Below are 20,801 nucleotides of genomic sequence, written 5' to 3' on the forward strand. Positions count from 1 at the left end.
CAGCGGGTTTTGATCCCGCCATGCGTTGGTTCGAATCCAGCCGCCCCTGCCATTATTCAGAAAACCCGACCTCGCGTCGGGTTTTCGCTTTATAGAGCTGGTTTAGCTGCATCAATGTTATTAATGTTTCATCTGTAAAGGCTAGGCGCAGCGCTTAGCCATGAACAAAGCCAGCATGCTTTCGGCTTCAATCTTATGCTGCAACACTAAATTAAGTCATTGCCTACTGCATATTGCGTTAACAGCCGCTTTATAACGCCGGCCCTTGATGCCAGGCGCAGCCCCTGCTGACGCACAAAACTCAACGCATCTGACTCGCGGCTAAAGCCCTGGTAAATAAAATCCATCGCCGTCATCATCAGGCTGTTTTGCCATTTACGCTGACGTTGATAAGCGCCGAGACTGTGCGTGGCAGCCAGTTCACGGCCGGCACTAATATTGTCACTCAGACATTGCACCAACTGTATGGCATCAGCAAATCCCAGGTTAACGCCCTGGCCGGCCAGCGGATTAATCGTATGGGCGGCATCGCCTGCCAGTACCACCCGCCCTTTTACATACTGATTAGCCTGCATTCTGGCCAGCGGGAACCAGGCTGAGGATGTTAACGTTATTGCTCCCAACTCAGCGGGGAAGGCCTCAATAAAGGCGTTTTGCAGCGCCTTGGGCGAGAGTTGCGCCAGTTGTTTTATTTTGGCCGCTTCGTCATACCACACCAAAGAAGCCTGAGCCCCCGGCAGTGGCAAAAAGGCTCTGGGACCACTGGGGTAAAACTGCTGCCAGGTGATGTCTTGTTGCGGATAAGGGGTGTCAACACAAGCCACTAAACACGCCTGCTGATACTGCCAACCGCTGCTGCCAATACCCGCTAACTGACGCACCATAGATTGCGCGCCATCTGCGCCAATTAACAACGCCGCCTGCAGAGTACGATCATCACTCAGCGTGATATCCAGCTGCTGCGGCTGCTCAGCGAACGCCACTATGTGCGCATCGGTTATCACGGTAATGTGCGACGTAAATTGTTGCCACAGCGCCAACTGCAACAGGTTATTTTCGACGATATGCCCAAGATGACTGCTATGAATATCGGCCGCAGCAAAACGCAGCTGGGCTTTAGCTTCACCGGCTTGCAAATAGTGATAAGGACACAAGCGCATGGTCTCTAATACCTGCCAGGCCCCCAGCTCGGTTAACCAGCGCTCGGAGCGCAGGTTCAACGAAGACACCCGTAAATCAATAGCACTGTCAGCACTAAAGGCCGCAGGGGGCTGCTTTTCTAACAGGGTAATGCTCAGCCCCAGCCGGCTAAGGGCTACGGCCAACGCAGCCCCTACCATACCGCCACCGCTAATCACCACCTCTTTACTGTGCATCTGCTTTATCCTGCTAGGTTAGCCGCATAAACGGCAGGTATTTTTATTAAAATTTTGCTAAGGTTATCAACAAATTTGCCGCGGATAAAACCGCCAGATCAAATTAGCTGAAAAAAGATTGACGCCTGTTGAAAAATACGGCATTTTGCGCGCCCGGTTGTCATAGACTAGCCTTATAAATAGGCTATGTTACACCCCTTATACAGCAACAATACAGTGTGTGGATTTTTAACGTCTGACTTGGAGAGATCTGATGCGTAATGTAACCGTCGCAGCAACCCAAATGGTGGGTGGCTGGAATGTCGAAGAAAATATCGCCAGGGCCGAAAAACTGGTGCGTGAAGCCGCCAGTCAAGGCGCGCAGATTATCCTGATCCAGGAGTTATTTGAACGTAACTACTTTTGTCAGAAGCAAAAACCGGAATATTTGGAGTTTGCCGTGCCGGTGGCAGAAAACCAGGCGGTGCAGCACTTCGCCAAGGTAGCCAAAGAGCTGGCGGTGGTATTACCGATCAGCATTTACGAGCGAGCCGGCAACTGCCTGTATAACTCTGTGGTGATTTTAGATGCCGATGGCAGCAATTTGGGGACTTACCGTAAGAGCCATATCCCTGATGGCCCGGGCTACAGTGAAAAATATTATTTTACGCCTGGCGATACCGGCTTTAAGGTCTGGAACACCCGATATGCCAAAATTGGTGTCGGTATTTGCTGGGATCAGTGGTTCCCTGAATGTGCCCGTAGCATGGCATTACTGGGTGCTGAGCTGATTTTCTACCCGACGGCTATTGGCAGCGAACCGCACGACCCTAACATCAGTTCACGTGATCACTGGCAACGTACCCAACAAGGCCATGCCGCTGCAAACCTGACGCCGGTGATTGTCTCTAATCGCATTGGCAGGGAAACCGAAGGTGATTTTTCTATTACCTTCTATGGCAGCTCCTTTATTGCTGATCACAGCGGTGCCAAAGTGCAGGAAGCCAATGAAACCGACGAAACCGTACTGGTGCACACCTTTGATTTAGACGAAGTGGCCGCCACCCGCCGTGCCTGGGGCGTATTCCGTGACCGTCGCATCGATATTTACGATACTCTGCTGACCAAAGATGGCAAAGTTAATCCGGAGAACAGCAAGTGAGCCGCACTCTGACATCAAGCCCGCGCCAGGATGGCTTTGCCATGCCGGCAGAATGGGCAGCGCATAAGCAAACCTGGATGGTCTGGCCGGAGCGTACCGACAGCTGGCGTTTAGGCGCCAAACCTGCGCAAGCGGCCTTTGTCAACGTGATCAAGGCCATTGCCCGGTTTGAGCCGGTCAGTGTCGGGGTATCGGCCGCGCAGTATGCCAATGCTTATGCACAATTGAATTCGGCACAAACGCCTTTTCCGATCCGGGTATTGGAAATCTCCAACAATGACGCCTGGTGCCGCGACACCGGTCCTACCTTTGTTACCAATGGTAAGGGTGAGGTTCGGGGTGTCGACTGGACGTTCAACGCCTGGGGTGGCTTAAATGGTGGCCTGTATTTCCCGTGGGACAGAGATGATCAAGTCGCCAGCAAGGTCTTAAGCATTGAGCAATTGCCGCGTTACCGCACCGAAGGCTTTGTCTTGGAAGGCGGTGCCATCCATGTCGATGGTGAAGGCACTTTGCTCACCACTGAAGAATGCCTGCTAAACCCCAACCGCAATCCGCATTTAAACCGTGAGCAAATCGAAGACATGCTGCGCGAGCAGCTGGGCATCGACAAGGTGTTATGGCTGACCGACGGTATCTTTAATGATGAAACCGACGGCCATGTTGATAATATGGCTTGTTTTGTCAAACCGGGCGAAGTGCTGCTGGCCTGGACCGATGATCAAAACGATCCACAATATGCCCGCAGCAAAGCCGCACTGGATTATTTAGAAGCCAGCACCGATGCCAAAGGCCGAAAAATTAAGGTGCATAAACTGCCGGTACCTGCCCCTATCATTGCCAAAGCCGAAGAATATGCTAGTGTCGACCAGTCTATGGCGGCAATACCGCGCGAAGCCAATGCCCGTTTAGCCGGCTCTTACATTAATTTTTATTTGTGTAACGGTGGCTTAATCTTACCTACTTTTGATGATGCCAATGATCAGGTCGCCGCAGACATTCTGCAGCGCTTATTCCCGCAACATCAGGTAGTTACGGTACCCGGCCGGGAAATTTTGCTGGGCGGTGGTAATATTCACTGTATTACCCAGCAGCAACCGGCGGGTTAAAAGATGTATCAGCAACTGATTTATTAATAACGGAAGTTAGAACCCCGATTTGGTTGCCACAGAGTGTCTGAGTGAGCGCGCCAGCGTGAGCCAGTTGCTGTGGCAAGCCAAATTGGGTGTTGTAACTGGAGTGCTTCACACCTGACTCATGAAGAAAACACAATGTCTAAAGCCTGCGCCTTACATATCTTGGTTAAAAGCCGTGAACAAGCAGAAAAGCTTAAACAACAGTTAGCCAAAGGCGCTGATTTTGGCAAACTGGCCAAGCAGCATTCGCTGTGTCCGTCAGGTAAAAAAGGTGGCGATTTGGGTGAATTTCGCAAAGGACAGATGGTTAAAGCCTTTGATGATGTGGTATTTAAAGGCCCTTTGCTCGAAGTCCAGGGCCCGGTAAAAACCCAGTTTGGCTTCCACTTGATTAAAACCCTGTACCGCAGCTAAAAAAAATTGATGGGGGGTCAGGCCTTGCATTTTGCATTTGTTAACAAATGCAAAATGCAAGGCCTGACCCCCAAGGTTTTTTTTGTTAGCTTTTACCCAAGGCTTTGGCGCGCAGCTTGGCTTTTAGTTTGCCGGGGGCCTGCCGTTTAGCCGGTCCGTCATGTCGCCCGCTGTTACGCTGGCCGGGTTTATGCGCCTGAGGCTCTGTTGGCGCTTTAAAATGAGGGTTATGCTCATAGCCCGGCATAATTTGCGTCGGTAACACTTGCTGTATCAGTTTTTCGATATCCTGCAGCGCCCACAGTTCTTCCGGACCGACCAGCGTCACCGCTTCACCACTTAAACCGGCACGCCCGGTGCGGCCAATGCGGTGCACATAATCTTCTGCTACCTGAGGTAAATCATAATTGACAACATAGGGTAATTCACTGATATCCAGGCCGCGGGCAGCGATATCGGTCGCCACCAGAATACGCACCTTAGCTTGTTTAAAATCATCCAGCGCTCGCTGTCTTGCGCCCTGCGCCTTATCGCCATGGATAGCCGCTGTGCTAAGACCATCTTTTTGCAGCTGTTTAGCCAGCCGATCTGCACCGTGCTTGGTACGCACAAAAATCAGCACTTGCTGCCAGTTTCGCGCGCCTATCAGATGCGAAATTAATTCGCGCTTACGATGGCGATCGACCAGATAGACGTTTTGGCTGACGCGGTCAGCGGTGGCGTTGGCGATGGCGACTTCTACTTGAATAGGGCTGTTTAACAGCTCATCGGCCAGTTGTTTGATCTCTTTGGAATAGGTGGCTGAGAACAACAGCGTTTGTCGCTGTGCCGGTAACTTTGCCATAATGCGTTTGATATCAACCACAAAGCCCATGTCCAGCATGCGATCAGCTTCATCCAGCACTAGTACTTCCAGTTGGCTTAAATCAACCGTTTGCTGGTGCAAATGGTCAATTAAGCGACCCGGGGTCGCCACCAGGATATCCAGCCCCTGCTCAGCGGCATCATACTGTGGCCGGATAGACACGCCGCCATAAAACACCGCCGTTTTAATACTCAGATAACGGCTGTAGGTCAGCACACTATCATGCACCTGTTGCGCAAGCTCACGGGTGGGGGTAAGCACTAACACCCTGACCTGACCGGCAGTTAATACCTTAGGCGCATTGAGCAGTTGTTGCAGCAATGGTAAAGTAAAGGCGGCTGTTTTACCGGTACCGGTTTGGGCACCTGCCAGCACATCTTTACCGGCTAGAATAAGCGGAATGGTTTGCAGTTGCACTGGCGTAGGGCTTTGATACCCCTGCTCAGTTAGTACCCGTAAAAGTGGCTCAGGCAGAGCTAAAGCTTGAAACGACATGAATTTTCCTGATTTTACCGCAGCAAGCCGCGCTAACAACACTGTAATGCGCTATTGTAGCAGAAGCAGACTGGACAACATAATTAGCCACATGACAGCAAGCCTCTGGTTCATTTATATGGTAAGAACGGCAAGCGGCCAGTTATATACTGGCATCAGCACCGATCCTGTGCGCCGCTTACGACAACATCAAGGCGAATTGGTGGGCGGCGCTAAAGCACTGCGTGGCAAGGGCCCGCTTAGTTTGGTGTATCAGCAACCGATGCCAGACAGGGCCAGCGCCAGCAAAGCCGAGTATCAATTAAAACAACTCACAAAAACGGTCAAAGAGCAGCTTATAAGCGAGCAGTAATGGACAATTTTTATCTGGTACTGTGTTACCTTGTTATAGGTTATGCCCTAAGACAGCTGCCCTCTATGCCGCAAAGCAGTGGTATAGCGCTTAATTTATATGTGCTCTATGTAGCGCTACCGGCGCTGATTTTAAAAAACATTCCGCTGCTGCAGTTCTCCAGCGAACTGCTTATCCCGGCGCTAACGCCATGGATTCTGGTAGTGTTGGTAATACTGTCGGTATTACTGCTCAGTAAAGCCTTCGGCTGGAGCCGAGAAATCACCGGCGCGCTGTTGATTATCCTGCCTTTGGGTAACACCTCCTTTTTAGGCTTTCCAATGACGCAGGCGCTGTTTGGCAACGAGGGCATGCCCTATGCAGTGGTCTATGATCAAATAGGCTCCTTTATTGCGCTGGCGACCTACGTCACTATAGTGGCCGCTATCTATAGCCCGACGGCTGCGAAACCCAGCTTAAAAGGTATTGCCATTAAAATAGTGACCTTCCCGTCTTTTATTGCGCTTTGTGTGGGCTTGCTGCTAAGAGATGTCAGTTACCCTCCTTTAGCTAATGCCCTGATTGATAATCTGGCGGCTACCCTGGTGCCGGTGGTGATGATAGCGGTAGGGTTTCAGCTGAGCTTTCGTTTTTGTAAACAGGAGCTTTCACCGTTATTTAGCGCTCTGGTGGTAAAGTTAGCACTGATGCCACTGACGGCATGGCTAATTTGGAGCAGCCTTGGCCAAAGTGGTTTGGCGGTGCAGGTCAGTGTGTTTCAGGCGGCAATGCCGCCGATGATATCAGCAGGCGCGGTGGCCATCATGGCAGGCCTTGCACCACGACTGGTCAGTGGTATTATCGGTTTTGGTATTTTATGTGGCTTAGTCAGCCTGCCTATAGTGTTCTGGCTATTACAACACACCTAAAAAGGTCTTCATGGAAAAGTTTACGCTCTGGTTCAACACTATTTTAGACGCTTTACAACAACCCCTGTACTGGTGGCAACTGCTGGCTTTAACGCTGGCGGCCTTACTGGCCTCAGTGGCCAATACAAAGCTGCAACAGTTGGTGGCGGCACAAAGCCTGCAACAAGGTGGTTTTCGTCATTTAGCTGTGCGCAGTATTCAGCGGCTGCTGTGGCCACTGACCGCCTTATTAATTTTACTGCCGATAAAAGCCGTATTTGAGTGGTATCAACTGCCAATGCAGTTGCTGCAAGTAGCAGTACCGGTCCTACTGGCCTTAGCCTTAATCCGTTTATCCATTTATATGCTGCGCAAAGCCTTTACCGTCAGCCCTTTGCTGAAGTCTTCCGAAAACCTGCTGGCTGGCTTGGTTTGGATTGCGGTGATTCTGCATCTGGCTGGCTGGTTACCGCTGGTACTGGATATGCTGGATAGCCTGGCGCTGACATTGGGTGATACCCGTGTCTCAGTACTCTCAGTACTAAAACTGGTCTTTATGATAGCGCTGGCCTTTACCATTGCCATTTGGCTGGCCGAGCTGATTAGCAAGCGCTTACAACAGTCCGCTTATATCAGCCCTAGCATGCGGGTCGGTTTTGCTAAATTCAGTAAGTTTTTACTGGTGACCCTGGCGTTTCTAATTGCGCTAAATGCCGTAGGCATTAACCTCAGTTCACTGGCGGTGTTTGGTGGCGCGCTCGGGGTCGGTTTAGGCTTTGGTTTACAGCGTATCGCCTCTAATTTTATTAGTGGCTTTATTCTGGTATTAGACCGCTCAATTAAGCCCGGCGATGTGATAACGGTTGGCGATAAATTTGGCTGGGTTGAACAACTGAATGCCCGCTATGTCGTGGTGCGTAACCGTGAAGGTGTCGATACCCTTATTCCGAACGAGAACCTGATCACCTCAGAAGTAATTAACTGGAGCTATGCGGATCCTAATGTGCGGGTGATTATCAAAGTTCAGATAAGCTATGATGATGACCCAGAGCATGCCATGGCGCTGATGCTCGACTGTGCTTACGCGTCCCCCCGGGTACTAAAAGATCCTTTACCCACAGTGCGTTTAATGGAATTTGCCGATAGCGGCATTGAGTTACAGTTACGGGTGTGGATTGCTGATCTGGAAAAAGGCACAGGTGCGGTGAAATCTGATATTAATCTGGCGATTTGGCGCGCCTTTAAGCAGCACCAGATCACCATTCCTTATCCGCAGCGTGATTTGCATATCAAATCGGGCTGGCCACCAGCCAAGATCGCAGATGACTAAGACCAACAGCCAGGCGGCACTGTTACTGGTTGGGCTTGGCGACCTGGGTGGCCGTATCGCCAGCTTGGCGCAACAAGCTGACATCAAGGTTATCGGCATGCGCCGCGGCACTCAGACGCCAGCGGGTGTCCAGCTGCTACAACACGATGCCAGTACCCCCTGGCCTGCAGTAGCCGAGCCTATTGCCGATCTGCTACTTTGCCTGTCGCCAGATAACCGTAGCCCTGCGGCCTACCAGCAGGCCTATTGCCAGGTGGCAGAGCAGGCACTTCACTGGTGGCAACAACAAGCTACGCCACCACATATCTGGCTGATCTCCTCTACCAGCGTCTATGGCCAGCAACAGGGCGAATGGGTCGATGAGCAAAGTCCGCGCCAACCGCTGACCGACACCGCCAGGCTGTTAGTGCAGACAGAGCAGCGTTATTTGCAAAGCTCAGCGCCTGTTACCATTTTACGCCCCTCAGGCCTCTATGGCCCTGGCCGCACTTATCTGTTGCGCCAGGCCCAGGCCACTGCGCCTGACGCCAAGCCACCAGCAGACGACCACTACACTAACCGCATTCATATTACTGATGCTGCCCGCGCTGTAGTGCATTTGCTGCAATTACGCCGCCGCGGCGCCACACTGGCTGACAGTTATAACCTGTCTGATACGCAACCAGCACCGCTGCAGCAAGTGTTGAGTTTTATCCGCCAGCAGTTGCTGGCACAGCCGCAAGCCGAGGCCCCGATCACCACTGCGCTGGGTGGCAAGCGCATCAGCAGTGCCCGTTTGGCGGCCAGCGGCTTTGTCTGGCAGTATCCGGATTACCGTAGTGGCTATCTAAGTATGCTCAATAACAACTAGTGCAGCGCTTCATAGATTAAACTGAGAATAGTGCCATAGCGGCCGGTTTCAAAGCTGTCGCCGCTAAACTGGTAACCCTGACTGCCATCTGGCACTATCGGGCTATGCTTTTTGTTAGTCAGCAACACCACCAACAGATGCTCAGAAGGATCTATCACCGTGGCCACGCCTGTCCAGCCGGTATGGCCATACGCAGTGTCGCTGGCATAGGCACCAAAATGCCAGCCCAGATCGCCAGCAGTCGCCGTGCGCCAGCCCAAGCCAAAACGATGGTCAAGGCTGGAAGGACTCACAAATTGTGCCAGTGTCGGGACGTTGAACAAGCGTTGCCAACCATAACCCCCTTGCTGCGCAGCAACACTCATCAGCACCGCCAGCTCGCGCGCCGAACTAAACAAGCCGGCATGCCCTGCCACGCCTTCAAGCGCATGAAAGGCTTTTTCATCATGGACTTCACCGCGAATAACGCCGTTTCTGTTTGCCGGAAAACTGACCCGGCCTCCGCGACTATTGCCATCCAGCTCAGTGGCCGCGATCTGTTGCGCTAGCACGCCCTTTTGCAATGGATTAAACAGGGTTCGCGTGAGCCCAAGCGGCTGGTACAAACGCTGCTCGACAAAGTGATCCAATGGCTGTGCCGTTAAGCGTTCAACCAGAATACCCAACAACATATAATTGATATCACTATAACGGGCTGTCCACCCCCGCTCAGCGGCAAAAGGCACCCGCTGCAACAGCAAATAATCAGTATAAGCTTTATTCAGCGAGTAAAACTCCACGCCATTGCGGTTATCCGGGCGGTGAAAATGCACCTCTGGCGCATAACCACTGCTGTGTTGTAATAAATCACGCACTTTCAGCTGTTCACGCCCCTCGCCGCGATACTCGGGCAGGTAGAAGCTCAATGGCTGGTTAATATCCAGCATGCCGTGGCTGACCAGTTGCATCAGCGCATAATTGGTGGCATACATTTTGGTATTCGACGCAATATCAAACAGCGTATCGGTTTGCATAGGCTCAGGTGCGGCCAACAGTTGGCCAACGCTGTCATAGCGACTGGCATAGCCATAAGCCGTTTCTTTGATAATTCGGCCCTGATGCACCACTAACAGCACCGCACCCGGAAAGCCCGCCGCTACCTCAGCATGAATCAGCTGATCGACAGCGTTAAAGGGGCTGTCCACCTCAGGCTGCGCGGGCTGTTGTAATGTTGGGAAGGGTATCGCCAGTGCAATGCTGGCATCGGCTGGCTCCAGCGTGATTAAGCGTAACTGGTTATCACCACTGCGGGTATAGCCAGATAAATCCACCTTAAACGGCTGCCCATTGTCCGGTTGCTGCAGGCTTAACAGCTGGCCGTTAATCGCCAGCTGCAGCTGCCTCGCCTGTTGCATATCGACAATAAGCTCGCCCTGGCCGGCATAAGCAAAAAAACGCCGGCGGTTATTCAGCCCCTGGCGCTCACTGCGTTGCTCTGGCCATTGCAGATGAAGTTGGCCAGTTTTATCCAACAATGCAGCCTGTTCAACTGGCGTTAAGTCGCTGAGCACTGGCCCTGCTGGCGGGCTATCCAGTGCCAGCTTAGTGACACAGCCACTTAACAGTAAAGCAGCAAACACCGCACTGAGTAACACACGGCAGCAGCATGCTCCTTTTTGGCCAGAACGACTGAGCGGGTACTGCATTGGATCTAGGCTCCTGCTACCAGATTAACCCGGGCTTATTCAGGCACTGCCAATCATTCTGCGCAGTACATAATGTAAAATCCCGCCATGCCGATAGTATGCCAGCTCAGTACCGGTATCAATACGACAAATCATCTCAATTTTTTGGGTGTCACCATTAGCAAAGGTAATAAATACGGCAACTTTTTGCTGCGGTTTTACACTGTTTAAGCCGCTGATACTAAAGGTCTCTGCCCCCGTTAATTGCAAATTTTTGCGATCCACACCAGTCTGAAACTGCAGCGGCAACACGCCCATACCAATCAAGTTTGAGCGATGTATCCGCTCAAAAGACTCGGCCAGAACCGCGCGCACCCCAAGCAGCAAAGTGCCTTTTGCTGCCCAGTCGCGCGATGAACCTGTGCCATATTCCTTACCTGCCACCACGACCAGCGGAGTGTTGTCACTACGATAGCGCTCTGCTGCGTCAAAGATATCCATTTGCTCGGTTGAGGGGTAATGCACTGTTACGCCACCCTCAGTGCCGGGTGCCATTTCATTACGGATCCGCACATTGGCAAAGGTACCGCGCACCATCACTTCATGGTTGCCGCGACGTGAGCCATAGGAATTAAAGTTAGCCTCAGCTACCCCCAGGGAGTTCAGGTAATGTCCTGCCGGACTGCTAGCTTTAATGGCACCGGCCGGGGAAATATGATCGGTTGTCACGGAATCTCCAAGCAACGCCAGCAGCCGCGCTTCAGAAATATCCTTTACCGGTTCAGGTGTGCGTCCCATGCCCTGAAAAAAACTGGGCTGGCGAATATAACTCGATTCTGGCCAGGTATAGGTTTTATCTGTCGGCACCTTGATGGCTTGCCAGTCAGCATCACCGCTGAATACGTCGGCATATTCGCTTGTAAACATGCTACTTTGTACTTTGGCTACCTCGTCTGCAATCTGCTGATTAGTTGGCCAGATATCCTGCAGAAAAACCGGCTTGCCGTCTTTATCTTGCGCAATAGGCTCTTTGCTTAAATCAATATTCACCGTACCTGCTAACGCAAAGGCCACGACTAAAGGCGGCGAGGCCAACCAGTTAGATTGCACTAAGGGGTGAATACGCCCTTCAAAATTGCGATTACCTGACAACACGGCAGACACATTCAGCTGTTGTTCGCTGATGGCTTGCGCCCACTGTTTATCCAGCGGCCCAGAATTGCCAATGCAGGTAGTGCAGCCATAACCCACCAGATGAAAACCCAGTTGCTCCAATGGCTGCATTAAACCGGCTTGTTCCAAATAGCGGCTAACCACTTTAGAGCCTGGCGCCAACGAGCTTTTCACCCAGGGTTTACGGGTCAAACCTTTTGCCAGTGCATTTCTGGCCAGCAGGCCGGCGGCCATCAACACACTGGGATTGGAGGTATTGGTGCAAGAGGTAATGGCAGCGATCACTACCCCATGGTGCTGCAGTATCATACTAGAGGCATCCCGCGCGACAGCTTTATGCTCTGCCCCGGCTTGCGTCTGACTGCCGCCCTCATCCAGCATGGTGGCTTTACGCTCTGCTGTAGCCTTGAGCTGCAAGGCTAACATATCATCACAGTGTTGCTTAAGCGCCGGCAAGCTGACTTTATCTTGCGGCCGCTTGGGTCCAGCCAGCGAGGGCACCACAGTGGATAAATCTAAATGGAGCACATCGGTGTAAATGGCTTGGTGTCCAGGCTTACGCCACAAGCCCTGTGCCTGACAGTAGGCTTTTACCCTGGCAATCACCGCCTCGTCACGACCGGTTAGCGCCATATAATCGAGGGTTATCTGATCTACCGGAAAAAAGCCGCAGGTGGCACCGTACTCTGGCGCCATATTGGCAATGGTCGCCCGATCTGCCAGGCTTAAATGATCCAGGCCATCGCCAAAAAATTCGACAAACTTACCGACCACGCCTTGCTTGCGCAGTAATTCAGTGACCGTGAGCACCAAATCAGTGGCGGTGATGCCGGCGACCAGCTTACCGGTAAATTCCAGCCCCACCACTTCGGGAATAAGCATAGATACCGGCTGACCCAGCATAGCGGCTTCAGCTTCAATGCCGCCAACCCCCCAACCTAGTACGCCCAGAGCATTGATCATAGTGGTATGCGAATCGGTGCCCACCAGCGTATCCGGATAGACCTGAGTGACGCCATCAGTAGTGCTGGCCCAGACACTTTGGGCTAAATACTCCAGGTTAACCTGATGGCAAATACCGGTACCCGGTGGCACCACTTTAAAGTTGGCAAAGGCCTGCTGGCCCCAACGTAAAAAGCTATAGCGCTCAAGATTGCGCTGCATTTCAATGGCCACATTCTGTGCAAAGGCGCTGTCAGTGGCAAAATGATCCACCATCACTGAGTGGTCAATCACCAAATCCACCGGCGATAACGGATTAATGCTATCCGGATCTTCACCCAGCTCAGCCACCGCCGCACGCATCGCGGCTAAATCGACTACCGCCGGCACCCCGGTAAAATCCTGCATCAGCACCCTGGCCGGCCGAAAAGCAATTTCACGCTGTGCGCTACCATGCTTTTGCCAATCCACTAATGCCTGAATGTCCTGCTCAGTCACCGTATCGTTATCCAGATTGCGCAGCAGGTTTTCCAGTAACACTTTTAGCGAAAAGGGTAATTTGTCGATGGTGCCGTGTAAGGTAGCCGCTTTGGCTAAACTGAACATCTGATAGTCTTTATCAGCGACGCTCAGTAAGGCGGCATAGGGATTCGTCTGGCTCATAACAGTCCTTGGTTAATGGGTTCTTAACCAAGTGTAGTGCATCTGTACTGGTTTAGGCATAAACCGCGGCAGATGGGGTAAATAGTCAGCTAAACAAAAAGGCCGCAACTGCGGCCCTTGTCGCTAAAACACCTCGTTACTTGTGAGGGGCATTAACTTAAGGTGATTTTCGCAAACTTGCGCTTCCCCACCTGATAAATATCGCTGCTGCCTTTAACAATCTCCAGTTTAGGGTCATCTATACGGCTTTCGCCGTTTAATTTAACCGCCCCCTGCTTGATCATGCGGATAGCTTCAGAGGTACTGGCCACCAACCCCGCCTCTTTTAACAGGTTGGCTACAGGCATAGTGTCGCCGTCACAGTTTAGTGTCAGCTGCTCAATGTCATCTGGCAACGCATTTTTACTAAAGCGTTGGGTAAAATCCTGGTGTGCCGCCTCTGCCGCGGCGTCATCGTGAAAACGGGCAATAATTTCTTTGGCCAGCAAGATTTTCACATCACGCGGATTGGCCCCTGCAGCGACTTGCTGTTTCAGCTGCTGAATGTCAGTTAAAGGCTTAAAGCTGAGTAAATCGTAGTAACGCCACATTAATTCGTCTGAGATAGACATAATTTTGCCAAACATCTCTGTTGGCGCATCGGTAATACCGACATAGTTGCCCAACGACTTGGACATTTTTTGCACGCCGTCCAGGCCTTCCAGCAATGGTACCATCATCACCGTCTGTGGCCGTTGCCCTTCATCCTTTTGCAGCTCACGGCCCATCAGCAAGTTAAAGCGTTGATCGGTGCCGCCCATCTCCACATCCGCCTCAAGCGCTACCGAATCCCAGCCTTGCACCAGCGGATATAAAAACTCATGAATAGCAATCGACTGATTATTGGCATAACGCTTTTTAAAATCGTCACGCTCAAGCATCCTCGCCACGGTTTGTCTGGCGGCCAGTTTAATCATGCCTGCTGCGCCCAACTCGCCCATCCATTCTGAATTAAAGGCAACGCGGGTTTTCGCCGGATCAAGAATTTTAAATACCTGCTCTTTGTAGGTTTCGGCATTGGCCAGAACATCGTCACGACTCAGCGGCTTACGGGTAACATTTTTACCACTGGGATCACCAATCATGCCGGTAAAATCCCCGATCAGAAAAATAACCTCATGCCCCAACTGTTGAAAGGTACGTAATTTGTTAATCAGTACCGTATGGCCCAGGTGCAGATCAGGGGCAGTAGGGTCAAAGCCAGCCTTTACTTTCAGCGGCTTACCTTCCTTTAATTTGGCAATAAGCTCATCTTCCAGCAAAATTTCTTCGCAACCGCGTGTTAACTCTGCTAATGCCTGTGCCCAGTCGGCCATTTTACTCTCCTGAATATTCATCATTTTGCTCACTATTGCGGCATTCTATAGCATGTGCAGGCCAGGTGAAACGCACAAAAGTCTGGTATCTTCGAAAATTTCAGTATATGCTCGCTTTTTAACCGTTTCCTGAGATTTACAGCGGCATGCCTCATTTTGTTAAGCAACTCCCCACCCGACACCGTTTCTTTATTCTGCTGCTTTTGGTGCTGCTGTCGGTATTGTTGTTGCTGCCCTCTGACCGTGCTACCGCATCAAAGGGCAGCCAAAGTGAGGCGTTGCAAGTCGGCAAACGTTACAGCCTGCCTCAACCTTTTGCCAGTGACACCGCTAATACAGAAGTATCTGACACCTTGTTGTTGAACAGCGAACCTGAATACGCCCAGTTAACATGGACCACCTTGCAGGTACAACGCGGCGACGTATTATCCAGTTTGTTTCGTAAAGCCGGTGTCGATCAGCAAAGCATGCTCGCCATTCTGGCCTTAGGCGACAGCACTAAAACCCTGAAGCGGCTATTCCCGGGCGAACAATTACAATTTGGCCTGGACGAACACGGCCAGTTGCTAGAGCTGCGTTATGACATTGATAAACTCACCAGCCTATGGGTAAGCCGCCAGCCACAAGGCCATTACCTGGCCACTGTCACAGAGAAGCAGGTAGAGAAGCGCCAGCAATTTGCCAGTGCGCAAATCCGTTCAACGTTCTGGCAGGCGGGGATCAGCGCGGGCTTGTCAGAGTCTCAAATCATGCAACTGGCCGGTATCTTTGGCTGGGATATCGATTTTGCACTGGATATTCGTGCCAATGACAGTTTTAGCGTGATCTACGAAGCGCAGTTTGTCGATGGCGAATTTATTGGCAATGGTGCCATTATTGCGGCGCAATTTCAGAATCAGAGCCATTTGTACCAAGCGGTGCGTCATAGCGATGGTAACTATTACAAACCTAATGGTGCCAGTATGCGCCAGGCCTTTTTGCGGGCGCCGGTCAGCTTTCAGTATGTCAGCTCTAACTTTAACCCACGGCGCTTACACCCGGTACTGGGCACAGTGCGGGCCCACAATGGCGTAGATTATGTAGCACCTGTGGGCACACCAATTATGGCGGCCGGTGATGGCCGGGTCACCCATTCAGCCTATAACAATGTAAACGGCCACTATGTGTTTATTCAGCACGCCAATAACATCGTTACCAAATATCTGCATTTATCCCGACGTGACGTTAAAGCCGGTGACAGAGTGCGGCAAAGTCAGACCATAGGCCGTTTAGGCGCAACGGGCAGAGTCACTGGCGCCCACCTGCACTATGAGTTTTTACTGGACGGCGTACATCGTAATCCACGAACGGTGAAACTGCCGCAGGCCACTCCCCTTACCGGCGCCGAGCAGCAACAATTTAGCGCTTTTGCCCAGCCTATTCTGGCACAATTACAAAGCCAGGAACGCTTGTTACTGGCCAAAGCGGATTAAGCATCCGCATCAGCAACGCATGAGGGCCGGTCAGATGTTATATATGGGGATTATGTCCGGCACCAGTTTAGATGGTATTGATGTGGTGTTGGCAGACATTGGCCCGCATGCTATCTCCAGCCAAGCCAGTTTACTCATCCCTTTCTCACCCGCCTTACGCCAGTCATTACAACAACTAAGCCAGCCGGGTAACAATGAAATTGAATTACTGGGCCCTACCGAACTGCAATTAGCCGAAGCCTATGCCGGGGCAGTAGCTCAGCTGCTGCAACAAGCCGGCGTTAAGGCCAGCGCCATAACGGCCATTGGCTGTCATGGCCAGACCATCCGTCACCGCCCCGATGGCCAGTGGCCTTTTAGTTATCAGATTGGCGATATGCATAAACTGGCGATGTTAAGCCAGCTACCGGTCATTGCCGATTTTCGCCGTAAAGATATCGCTTATGGTGGCCAGGGTGCGCCCTTAGTCCCGGCTTTTCACCGGGCGGTGTTTCATCAGCCAGGCAAGCGCCGCGCTATCATTAATATTGGGGGTATCGCCAATGTCACGCTGTTGCTGCCGGATAATCAGGTGCTGGGCTTTGATAGTGGCCCCGGTAATGCACTAATGGATAACTGGATGCAGCAGATTAACGGCCAGGCCTATGATCAGCATGGCCAGTTTGCCGCCAGCGGGCAATGGCAACCGGCACTGCTGCAGGCCATGTTGCAAGAGCCGTATTTTGCCCGGCCGGCCCCGAAAAGCACCGGGCGCGAAGTGTTTAACCTGAACTGGCTACAGCAGTTTTCACTATCGCAGCTGGGCGCAGCAGATGTGCAGCGCACCTTATGCCGACTGACGGCACAAAGCATTGTCGACAGCCTCGACGCTTATCAGCCTGAGCAGTTGTATATTTGCGGTGGCGGCGTGCACAACAAGCAGTTAATGGCCGATTTAGCCGAGCTGCAAAGTGCACCTGTATTGAGTACTGAAGAACTGGGGATCGCGCCCGACTGGGTAGAAGCGATGGCCTTTGCCTGGCTGGCTTATGCCTACGAGCAGCAGATCCCCGGTAACCTGCCTGAGGTCACCGGGGCCAGTAAAGCTTGCGTACTGGGGGTAAAATACCTGCCCTGAACTTCGTTGTTTGCGCTTTAGCCTACCAGCGCCAACAAAATCCCTGCTGCCACAGCCGAACCAATCACCCCTGCGACATTAGGGCCCATAGCGTGCATCAGCAAAAAGTTATGCGGATTCGCTTGTAAGCCTACTTTATTCACAACCCGCGCGGCCATTGGCACAGCGGACACCCCAGCGGCACCAATCAACGGATTAATCGGCTGTGTAGACAATTTAGACATTAACTTGGCCATCAGCACCCCGGCAGCTGTACCTATGGCAAAGGCCACCATGCCCAATCCCAATATGCCTAAGGTTTGCGTCGTTAAAAACATCTCGGCGCTTAGCCTGGAGCCTACTGCCAAGCCTAAAAAGATGGTCACTATATTAATCAGCTCATTTTGCGCCGTTTTACTTAAGCGATCGACCACACCACATTCGCGCATTAAATTGCCCAGACAAAACATGCCAATAAGCGGACTGGCAGTAGGCAGCAACATAATGGTCAGCAGTAATAACAGTATAGGAAATACGATTTTTTCACGCTTACTAACCTGGCGCAGCTGGGTCATTTGAATTTGCCGCTCGGCTTTGCTGGTTAGCGCCTTCATAATCGGCGGCTGTATTAAGGGTACCAGCGCCATATAAGAATAAGCTGCCACAGCTATAGCACCCAATAAGTCGGGCGCTAACTTCGAGGCTAAAAAGATCGCCGTTGGACCATCAGCGCCACCAATGATGGCAATAGCTGAGGCTTCTTTCAAAGTAAAACTGATGCCAGGCACCCAGTTAAGGGCTATGGCGCCAAATAAGGTAGCAAAGATGCCAAACTGTGCCGCCGCACCTAAAAACAGCATTCGCGGGTTAGCAATCAAGGCGCCAAAATCGGTCATGGCGCCTACGCCCAGAAAAATCAGCAAGGGGAATAAGCCAGTACCAATACCGACTTCATAAAACATATACAACAAACCACCAGGCTCACCCAGGCCAGCCAATGGAATATTGGTCAGAATAGCGCCAAAACCTATAGGCAAAAGCAGCAAAGGCTCAAAGCCGCGGGCAATCGCCAGATAAAGCAAACCTAAGCCCACCAGCATCATCAGCACCTGGCCCGGGGTAAAGTGTACTATACCGGTTGAAGCAATTAAGGTAGCAAAAGCGTCCATGGTTAATCCTTGCGAAGCTGCACTCGTCGTAGCATGCGTAATAACAGTGATAAAAAAGGTTAATCGAAGCTAATCATCACATCGCCGGTAGTGACACTGTCACCTGCCGCCACATGAATAGCTGCTATTACACCGTCTGCTACTGCGCGCACTTCGGTTTCCATTTTCATCGCTTCCATAATAATCACCACGTCACCACGCTTAACGCTGGCACCGACCTTGGTATTAATTTTCCAGATATTACCTGCTAAAGGGGCATTCAGCGTGGCGCTGCCGGTCACAGAAGCACTGCCAGGAATATTTTCTGATACCACAGGTTTAATGCTGCTGAGCTCGCCGCTGGCCGCCACTTCAACCTCATAGGCTTTGCCATCGACCCGCACACTGTATTTAGCCGGACCGCTGTGCACCGGCACGGGCTTGGACGACGCTTTGGCGGGTGCCGGGGCTTGCTCTGGCGGTGGCTCAAAGGCCGCAGGATTATTGCGGTTTTTAAGGTATTTCAGGCCAACCTGTGGAAACAAGGCATAGGTTAATACATCATCCTGCACCGCTTCGGCCAAATCAATGCTTTCACTTTTGGCCAGCGCCACTAATTCGCTATGCAGTTTGTCCATTTCCGGCGCTAATAAATCTGCCGGCCGGCATTGAATAGCAGTGCCGCCTGCCAGCACTTTTTGCTGCAGCTCGGCATTGACCGGTGCCGGAGTGGCACCATATTCACCTTTAAGTACCCCGGCGGTCTCTTTGGTAATGCTCTTGTAGCGCTCGCCGGTCAGTATATTCAACACCGCCTGAGTGCCGACAATTTGTGATGTCGGCGTCACCAGCGGTAAAAAACCCAAATCTTCACGTACCCGTGGGATCTCCTGCAATACCGCATCCATTTTATCCAGCGCGCCCTGCTCTTTTAACTGGCTCTCCATATTGGTCAGCATGCCCCCTGGCACTTGCGCCAGCAGTATGCGCGCATCAACACCTTTTAATGAACCTTCAAATTGCGCATATTTTTTGCGAACTTCGCGAAAGTATGCCGCGATATCGGCTAACAAGGGCAGATCTAAGCCGGTATCACGCTCAGTACCTTCGGTAATGGCTACCAGGGTCTCAGTGGCACTATGACCATAGGTCATACTCATTGATGAAATAGCGGTGTCCAGCATATCAATGCCGGCATCAATGGATTTTTGATAGGTGGCGGTACTCAGACCAGTAGTAGCATGACACTGCATTGCCAGCGGGATCTTGGTTGCTTCTTTAATGCGGGTCACCAGCTCTTCAGCCACATAAGGCTTGAGTAAACCGGCCATATCTTTAATACAAATCGAATCGCAGCCCATATCTTCCAACTGACGCGCCATATCCACCCACATATCTATGGTATGCACAGGGCTGACGGTATAAGACATAGTGCCCTGAGCATGGGCACCCACTTTAATGGCGGCTTGTACTGCAGTCTGCAAATTGCGAATGTCATTCATCGCATCAAAAATACGGAACACATCCACGCCGTTGGCATGTGCCCGCTCGACGAAGGCAGTAACCACATCATCAGCATAATGCCGGTAACCCAATAAATTCTGACCACGCAACAACATTTGTTGCTTGGTGTTTGGCATGGCTTTTTTCAGCTCACGGATCCGATGCCAGGGATCCTCACCTAAATAACGAATACAGGCATCAAAGGTGGCACCACCCCAGGATTCCATTGACCAATAGCCTACTTTATCCAGCTTACTGGCAATGGGTAGCATATCTTCCAGCCGTAAACGGGTGGCCAGCAGCGATTGATGCGCATCGCGCAGTACCAGTTCAGTTAATAGCAAAGGCTTCGTCATGCCAGCATCCTCTAGTTAGTGTTGTGTTTGGCGATATTGATGCACGGCAGCGCTAATGGCTGCTACCACAGCGGGTGAGACAGCATTATTACTACTCTCTGTTGCTGCCGTTTTTTCGGCTGGCTTGACCGGAAAATAACGCTGCATAATCTTACCGCTGAGCAGCATCAGTAGCACCAGGCCACAAAGAAAAGCAAATACTGAGCCCATTCCCAGCAACATCAGCATGGCAGATTCGAGCAGCAAGTCGGTGATCATAAACCTCTCCTGACATATTTTAACGATGCGCTAAGTTACAAGCTTAGTAGATTTAACTACACTGCTATGGAAATAACAGTGCTGTACTTTGCACCATTATGCTTGCTTCGATGTAGCAGCATGCATAAAAGTCAGTGATAGCTAATATTTATGCAAACAATAGACATAATATTGCAGCATTACAAAGTCATGCAAAAGACGCTTTTATGTCTAGCCGTCTAAATATAAATGGAACCCTGGCAGATGACAAGCAGAAAAATCGTTTAATAGCTAGCCAGCTTAAATTGATAGTGTCAAAATTTCTTCGCTTAAATCCGTTACCAAT

General features: G+C 51.4%; 18 protein-coding genes. 10 read left to right on the forward strand and 8 right to left on the reverse strand.

The features are described from left to right. Nucleotides 1-206: 206 nt before the first annotated feature. Nucleotides 207-1,376: an FAD-dependent monooxygenase gene (locus V7D78_RS08955; protein WP_333608104.1), complete on the reverse strand. Its 1,170-nt coding sequence runs from the start codon at nt 1,374-1,376 to the stop codon at nt 207-209. A gap of 253 nt (nt 1,377-1,629) precedes the next feature. Here V7D78_RS08955 and aguB point away from each other — a divergent pair, with 253 nt between their 5' ends. The 3 genes from aguB to ppiC all read left to right on the forward strand — a co-directional run bounded on the left by aguB (nt 1,630) and on the right by ppiC (nt 4,067). Continuing rightward, nucleotides 1,630-2,517: an N-carbamoylputrescine amidase gene (gene aguB, locus V7D78_RS08960; RefSeq protein WP_442886519.1), complete on the forward strand. Its 888-nt coding sequence runs from the start codon at nt 1,630-1,632 to the stop codon at nt 2,515-2,517. Beyond that, a complete protein-coding gene (gene aguA, locus V7D78_RS08965; protein WP_333608105.1) occupies nt 2,514-3,626 on the forward strand; it encodes an agmatine deiminase in 1,113 nt (370 codons plus the stop codon). The genes aguB and aguA overlap by 4 nt, the downstream gene beginning before the upstream one ends. A gap of 162 nt (nt 3,627-3,788) precedes the next feature. Beyond that, the gene (gene ppiC / locus V7D78_RS08970; RefSeq protein ID WP_333608106.1) at nt 3,789-4,067 is read left to right on the forward strand and encodes a peptidylprolyl isomerase PpiC; all 279 of its coding nucleotides are present in this window, start codon (nt 3,789-3,791) and stop codon (nt 4,065-4,067) included. Between the two features lie 85 nt (nt 4,068-4,152). Here ppiC and V7D78_RS08975 read toward each other — a convergent pair whose 3' ends face one another. Next, the gene (locus V7D78_RS08975; RefSeq protein WP_333608107.1) at nt 4,153-5,427 is read right to left on the reverse strand and encodes a DEAD/DEAH box helicase; all 1,275 of its coding nucleotides are present in this window, start codon (nt 5,425-5,427) and stop codon (nt 4,153-4,155) included. Nucleotides 5,428-5,545: 118 nt separating this feature from the next. Here V7D78_RS08975 and V7D78_RS08980 point away from each other — a divergent pair, with 118 nt between their 5' ends. From V7D78_RS08980 to V7D78_RS08995, 4 genes are read left to right on the forward strand one after another with little or no spacing between them, the layout of a single operon-like run. Further along, nucleotides 5,546-5,779, forward strand: a complete 234-nt coding sequence (locus V7D78_RS08980) for a GIY-YIG nuclease family protein (protein ID WP_333608108.1) — start codon at nt 5,546-5,548, stop codon at nt 5,777-5,779. After that, nucleotides 5,779-6,687, forward strand: coding sequence for an AEC family transporter (locus tag V7D78_RS08985; RefSeq protein ID WP_333608109.1), 909 nt, complete (start codon nt 5,779-5,781; stop codon nt 6,685-6,687). The genes V7D78_RS08980 and V7D78_RS08985 overlap by 1 nt, the downstream gene beginning before the upstream one ends. 10 nt (nt 6,688-6,697) lie before the next feature. Next, nucleotides 6,698-7,996, forward strand: coding sequence for a mechanosensitive ion channel family protein (locus V7D78_RS08990; protein WP_333608110.1), 1,299 nt, complete (start codon nt 6,698-6,700; stop codon nt 7,994-7,996). Next, a complete protein-coding gene (locus tag V7D78_RS08995) occupies nt 7,989-8,846 on the forward strand; it encodes an NAD-dependent epimerase/dehydratase family protein (protein ID WP_333608111.1) in 858 nt (285 codons plus the stop codon). Before V7D78_RS08990 ends, V7D78_RS08995 begins: the two co-directional genes overlap by 8 nt. Here V7D78_RS08995 and pbp4b read toward each other — a convergent pair. The 3 genes from pbp4b to tyrS all read right to left on the reverse strand — a co-directional run bounded on the left by pbp4b (nt 8,843) and on the right by tyrS (nt 14,643). After that, on the reverse strand, nt 8,843-10,531 hold the full coding sequence (gene pbp4b, locus V7D78_RS09000) for a penicillin binding protein PBP4B (RefSeq protein WP_333608112.1): 1,689 nt from the start codon (nt 10,529-10,531) through the stop codon (nt 8,843-8,845). The two genes, V7D78_RS08995 and pbp4b, sit on opposite strands and share 4 nt — an antisense overlap. 39 nt (nt 10,532-10,570) lie before the next feature. After that, nucleotides 10,571-13,288: an aconitate hydratase AcnA gene (gene acnA, locus V7D78_RS09005; protein WP_333608113.1), complete on the reverse strand. Its 2,718-nt coding sequence runs from the start codon at nt 13,286-13,288 to the stop codon at nt 10,571-10,573. A gap of 152 nt (nt 13,289-13,440) precedes the next feature. Continuing rightward, nucleotides 13,441-14,643, reverse strand: a complete 1,203-nt coding sequence (gene tyrS, locus V7D78_RS09010; protein WP_333608114.1) for a tyrosine--tRNA ligase — start codon at nt 14,641-14,643, stop codon at nt 13,441-13,443. A gap of 146 nt (nt 14,644-14,789) precedes the next feature. On the opposite strand from tyrS, the gene V7D78_RS09015 reads away from it, so the two are divergent. Continuing rightward, the gene (locus V7D78_RS09015) at nt 14,790-16,115 is read left to right on the forward strand and encodes a peptidoglycan DD-metalloendopeptidase family protein (RefSeq protein WP_333608115.1); all 1,326 of its coding nucleotides are present in this window, start codon (nt 14,790-14,792) and stop codon (nt 16,113-16,115) included. Between the two features lie 34 nt (nt 16,116-16,149). Beyond that, nucleotides 16,150-17,232: an anhydro-N-acetylmuramic acid kinase gene (locus V7D78_RS09020; RefSeq protein ID WP_333608116.1), complete on the forward strand. Its 1,083-nt coding sequence runs from the start codon at nt 16,150-16,152 to the stop codon at nt 17,230-17,232. 17 nt (nt 17,233-17,249) lie between these two features. Here V7D78_RS09020 and V7D78_RS09025 read toward each other — a convergent pair whose 3' ends face one another. Genes V7D78_RS09025 through V7D78_RS09035 form a run of 3 tightly spaced genes read right to left on the reverse strand, consistent with a single transcriptional unit; the run spans nt 17,250 to nt 20,476 of the window. After that, entirely contained in the window at nt 17,250-18,380 is a 1,131-nt protein-coding gene (locus V7D78_RS09025) for a sodium ion-translocating decarboxylase subunit beta (protein ID WP_333608117.1), read from the reverse strand. 59 nt (nt 18,381-18,439) lie between these two features. Next, a complete protein-coding gene (gene oadA / locus V7D78_RS09030) occupies nt 18,440-20,218 on the reverse strand; it encodes a sodium-extruding oxaloacetate decarboxylase subunit alpha (RefSeq protein ID WP_333608118.1) in 1,779 nt (592 codons plus the stop codon). Nucleotides 20,219-20,233: 15 nt separating this feature from the next. Next, nucleotides 20,234-20,476 (reverse strand): OadG family protein, encoded by a 243-nt coding sequence (locus V7D78_RS09035; protein ID WP_333608119.1) that lies wholly within the window; start codon nt 20,474-20,476, stop codon nt 20,234-20,236. Nucleotides 20,477-20,610: 134 nt separating this feature from the next. Here V7D78_RS09035 and V7D78_RS09040 point away from each other — a divergent pair. Further along, nucleotides 20,611-20,801 (forward strand): hypothetical protein (locus V7D78_RS09040; RefSeq protein ID WP_333608120.1); only part of this gene is annotated, 191 nt, incomplete at its 3' end.

It is taken from the genome of Arsukibacterium sp. (genome assembly GCF_036735525.1).
In the GTDB taxonomy this organism is placed as follows: Bacteria; Pseudomonadota; Gammaproteobacteria; order Enterobacterales; family Alteromonadaceae; genus Alishewanella.

Bases quoted from the DNA above. Each gene is read 5' to 3' on its own strand.
- aguB (WP_442886519.1), top strand. From the start codon at position 1,630: ATGCGTAATGTAACCGTCGCAGCAACCCAAATGGTGGGTGGCTGGAAT.
- V7D78_RS09020 (WP_333608116.1), top strand. From the start codon at position 16,150: ATGTTATATATGGGGATTATGTCCGGCACCAGTTTAGATGGTATTGAT.
- V7D78_RS09025 (WP_333608117.1), bottom strand. From the start codon at position 18,380: ATGGACGCTTTTGCTACCTTAATTGCTTCAACCGGTATAGTACACTTT.
- V7D78_RS08985 (WP_333608109.1), top strand. From the start codon at position 5,779: ATGGACAATTTTTATCTGGTACTGTGTTACCTTGTTATAGGTTATGCC.
- V7D78_RS08995 (WP_333608111.1), top strand. From the start codon at position 7,989: ATGACTAAGACCAACAGCCAGGCGGCACTGTTACTGGTTGGGCTTGGC.
- V7D78_RS08990 (WP_333608110.1), top strand. From the start codon at position 6,698: ATGGAAAAGTTTACGCTCTGGTTCAACACTATTTTAGACGCTTTACAA.
- V7D78_RS08980 (WP_333608108.1), top strand. From the start codon at position 5,546: ATGGTAAGAACGGCAAGCGGCCAGTTATATACTGGCATCAGCACCGAT.
- oadA (WP_333608118.1), bottom strand. From the start codon at position 20,218: ATGACGAAGCCTTTGCTATTAACTGAACTGGTACTGCGCGATGCGCAT.
- pbp4b (WP_333608112.1), bottom strand. From the start codon at position 10,531: ATGCAGTACCCGCTCAGTCGTTCTGGCCAAAAAGGAGCATGCTGCTGC.
- V7D78_RS08975 (WP_333608107.1), bottom strand. From the start codon at position 5,427: ATGTCGTTTCAAGCTTTAGCTCTGCCTGAGCCACTTTTACGGGTACTA.
- ppiC (WP_333608106.1), top strand. From the start codon at position 3,789: ATGTCTAAAGCCTGCGCCTTACATATCTTGGTTAAAAGCCGTGAACAA.
- acnA (WP_333608113.1), bottom strand. From the start codon at position 13,288: ATGAGCCAGACGAATCCCTATGCCGCCTTACTGAGCGTCGCTGATAAA.
- V7D78_RS08955 (WP_333608104.1), bottom strand. From the start codon at position 1,376: ATGCACAGTAAAGAGGTGGTGATTAGCGGTGGCGGTATGGTAGGGGCT.
- tyrS (WP_333608114.1), bottom strand. From the start codon at position 14,643: ATGGCCGACTGGGCACAGGCATTAGCAGAGTTAACACGCGGTTGCGAA.
- V7D78_RS09015 (WP_333608115.1), top strand. From the start codon at position 14,790: ATGCCTCATTTTGTTAAGCAACTCCCCACCCGACACCGTTTCTTTATT.
- V7D78_RS09035 (WP_333608119.1), bottom strand. From the start codon at position 20,476: ATGATCACCGACTTGCTGCTCGAATCTGCCATGCTGATGTTGCTGGGA.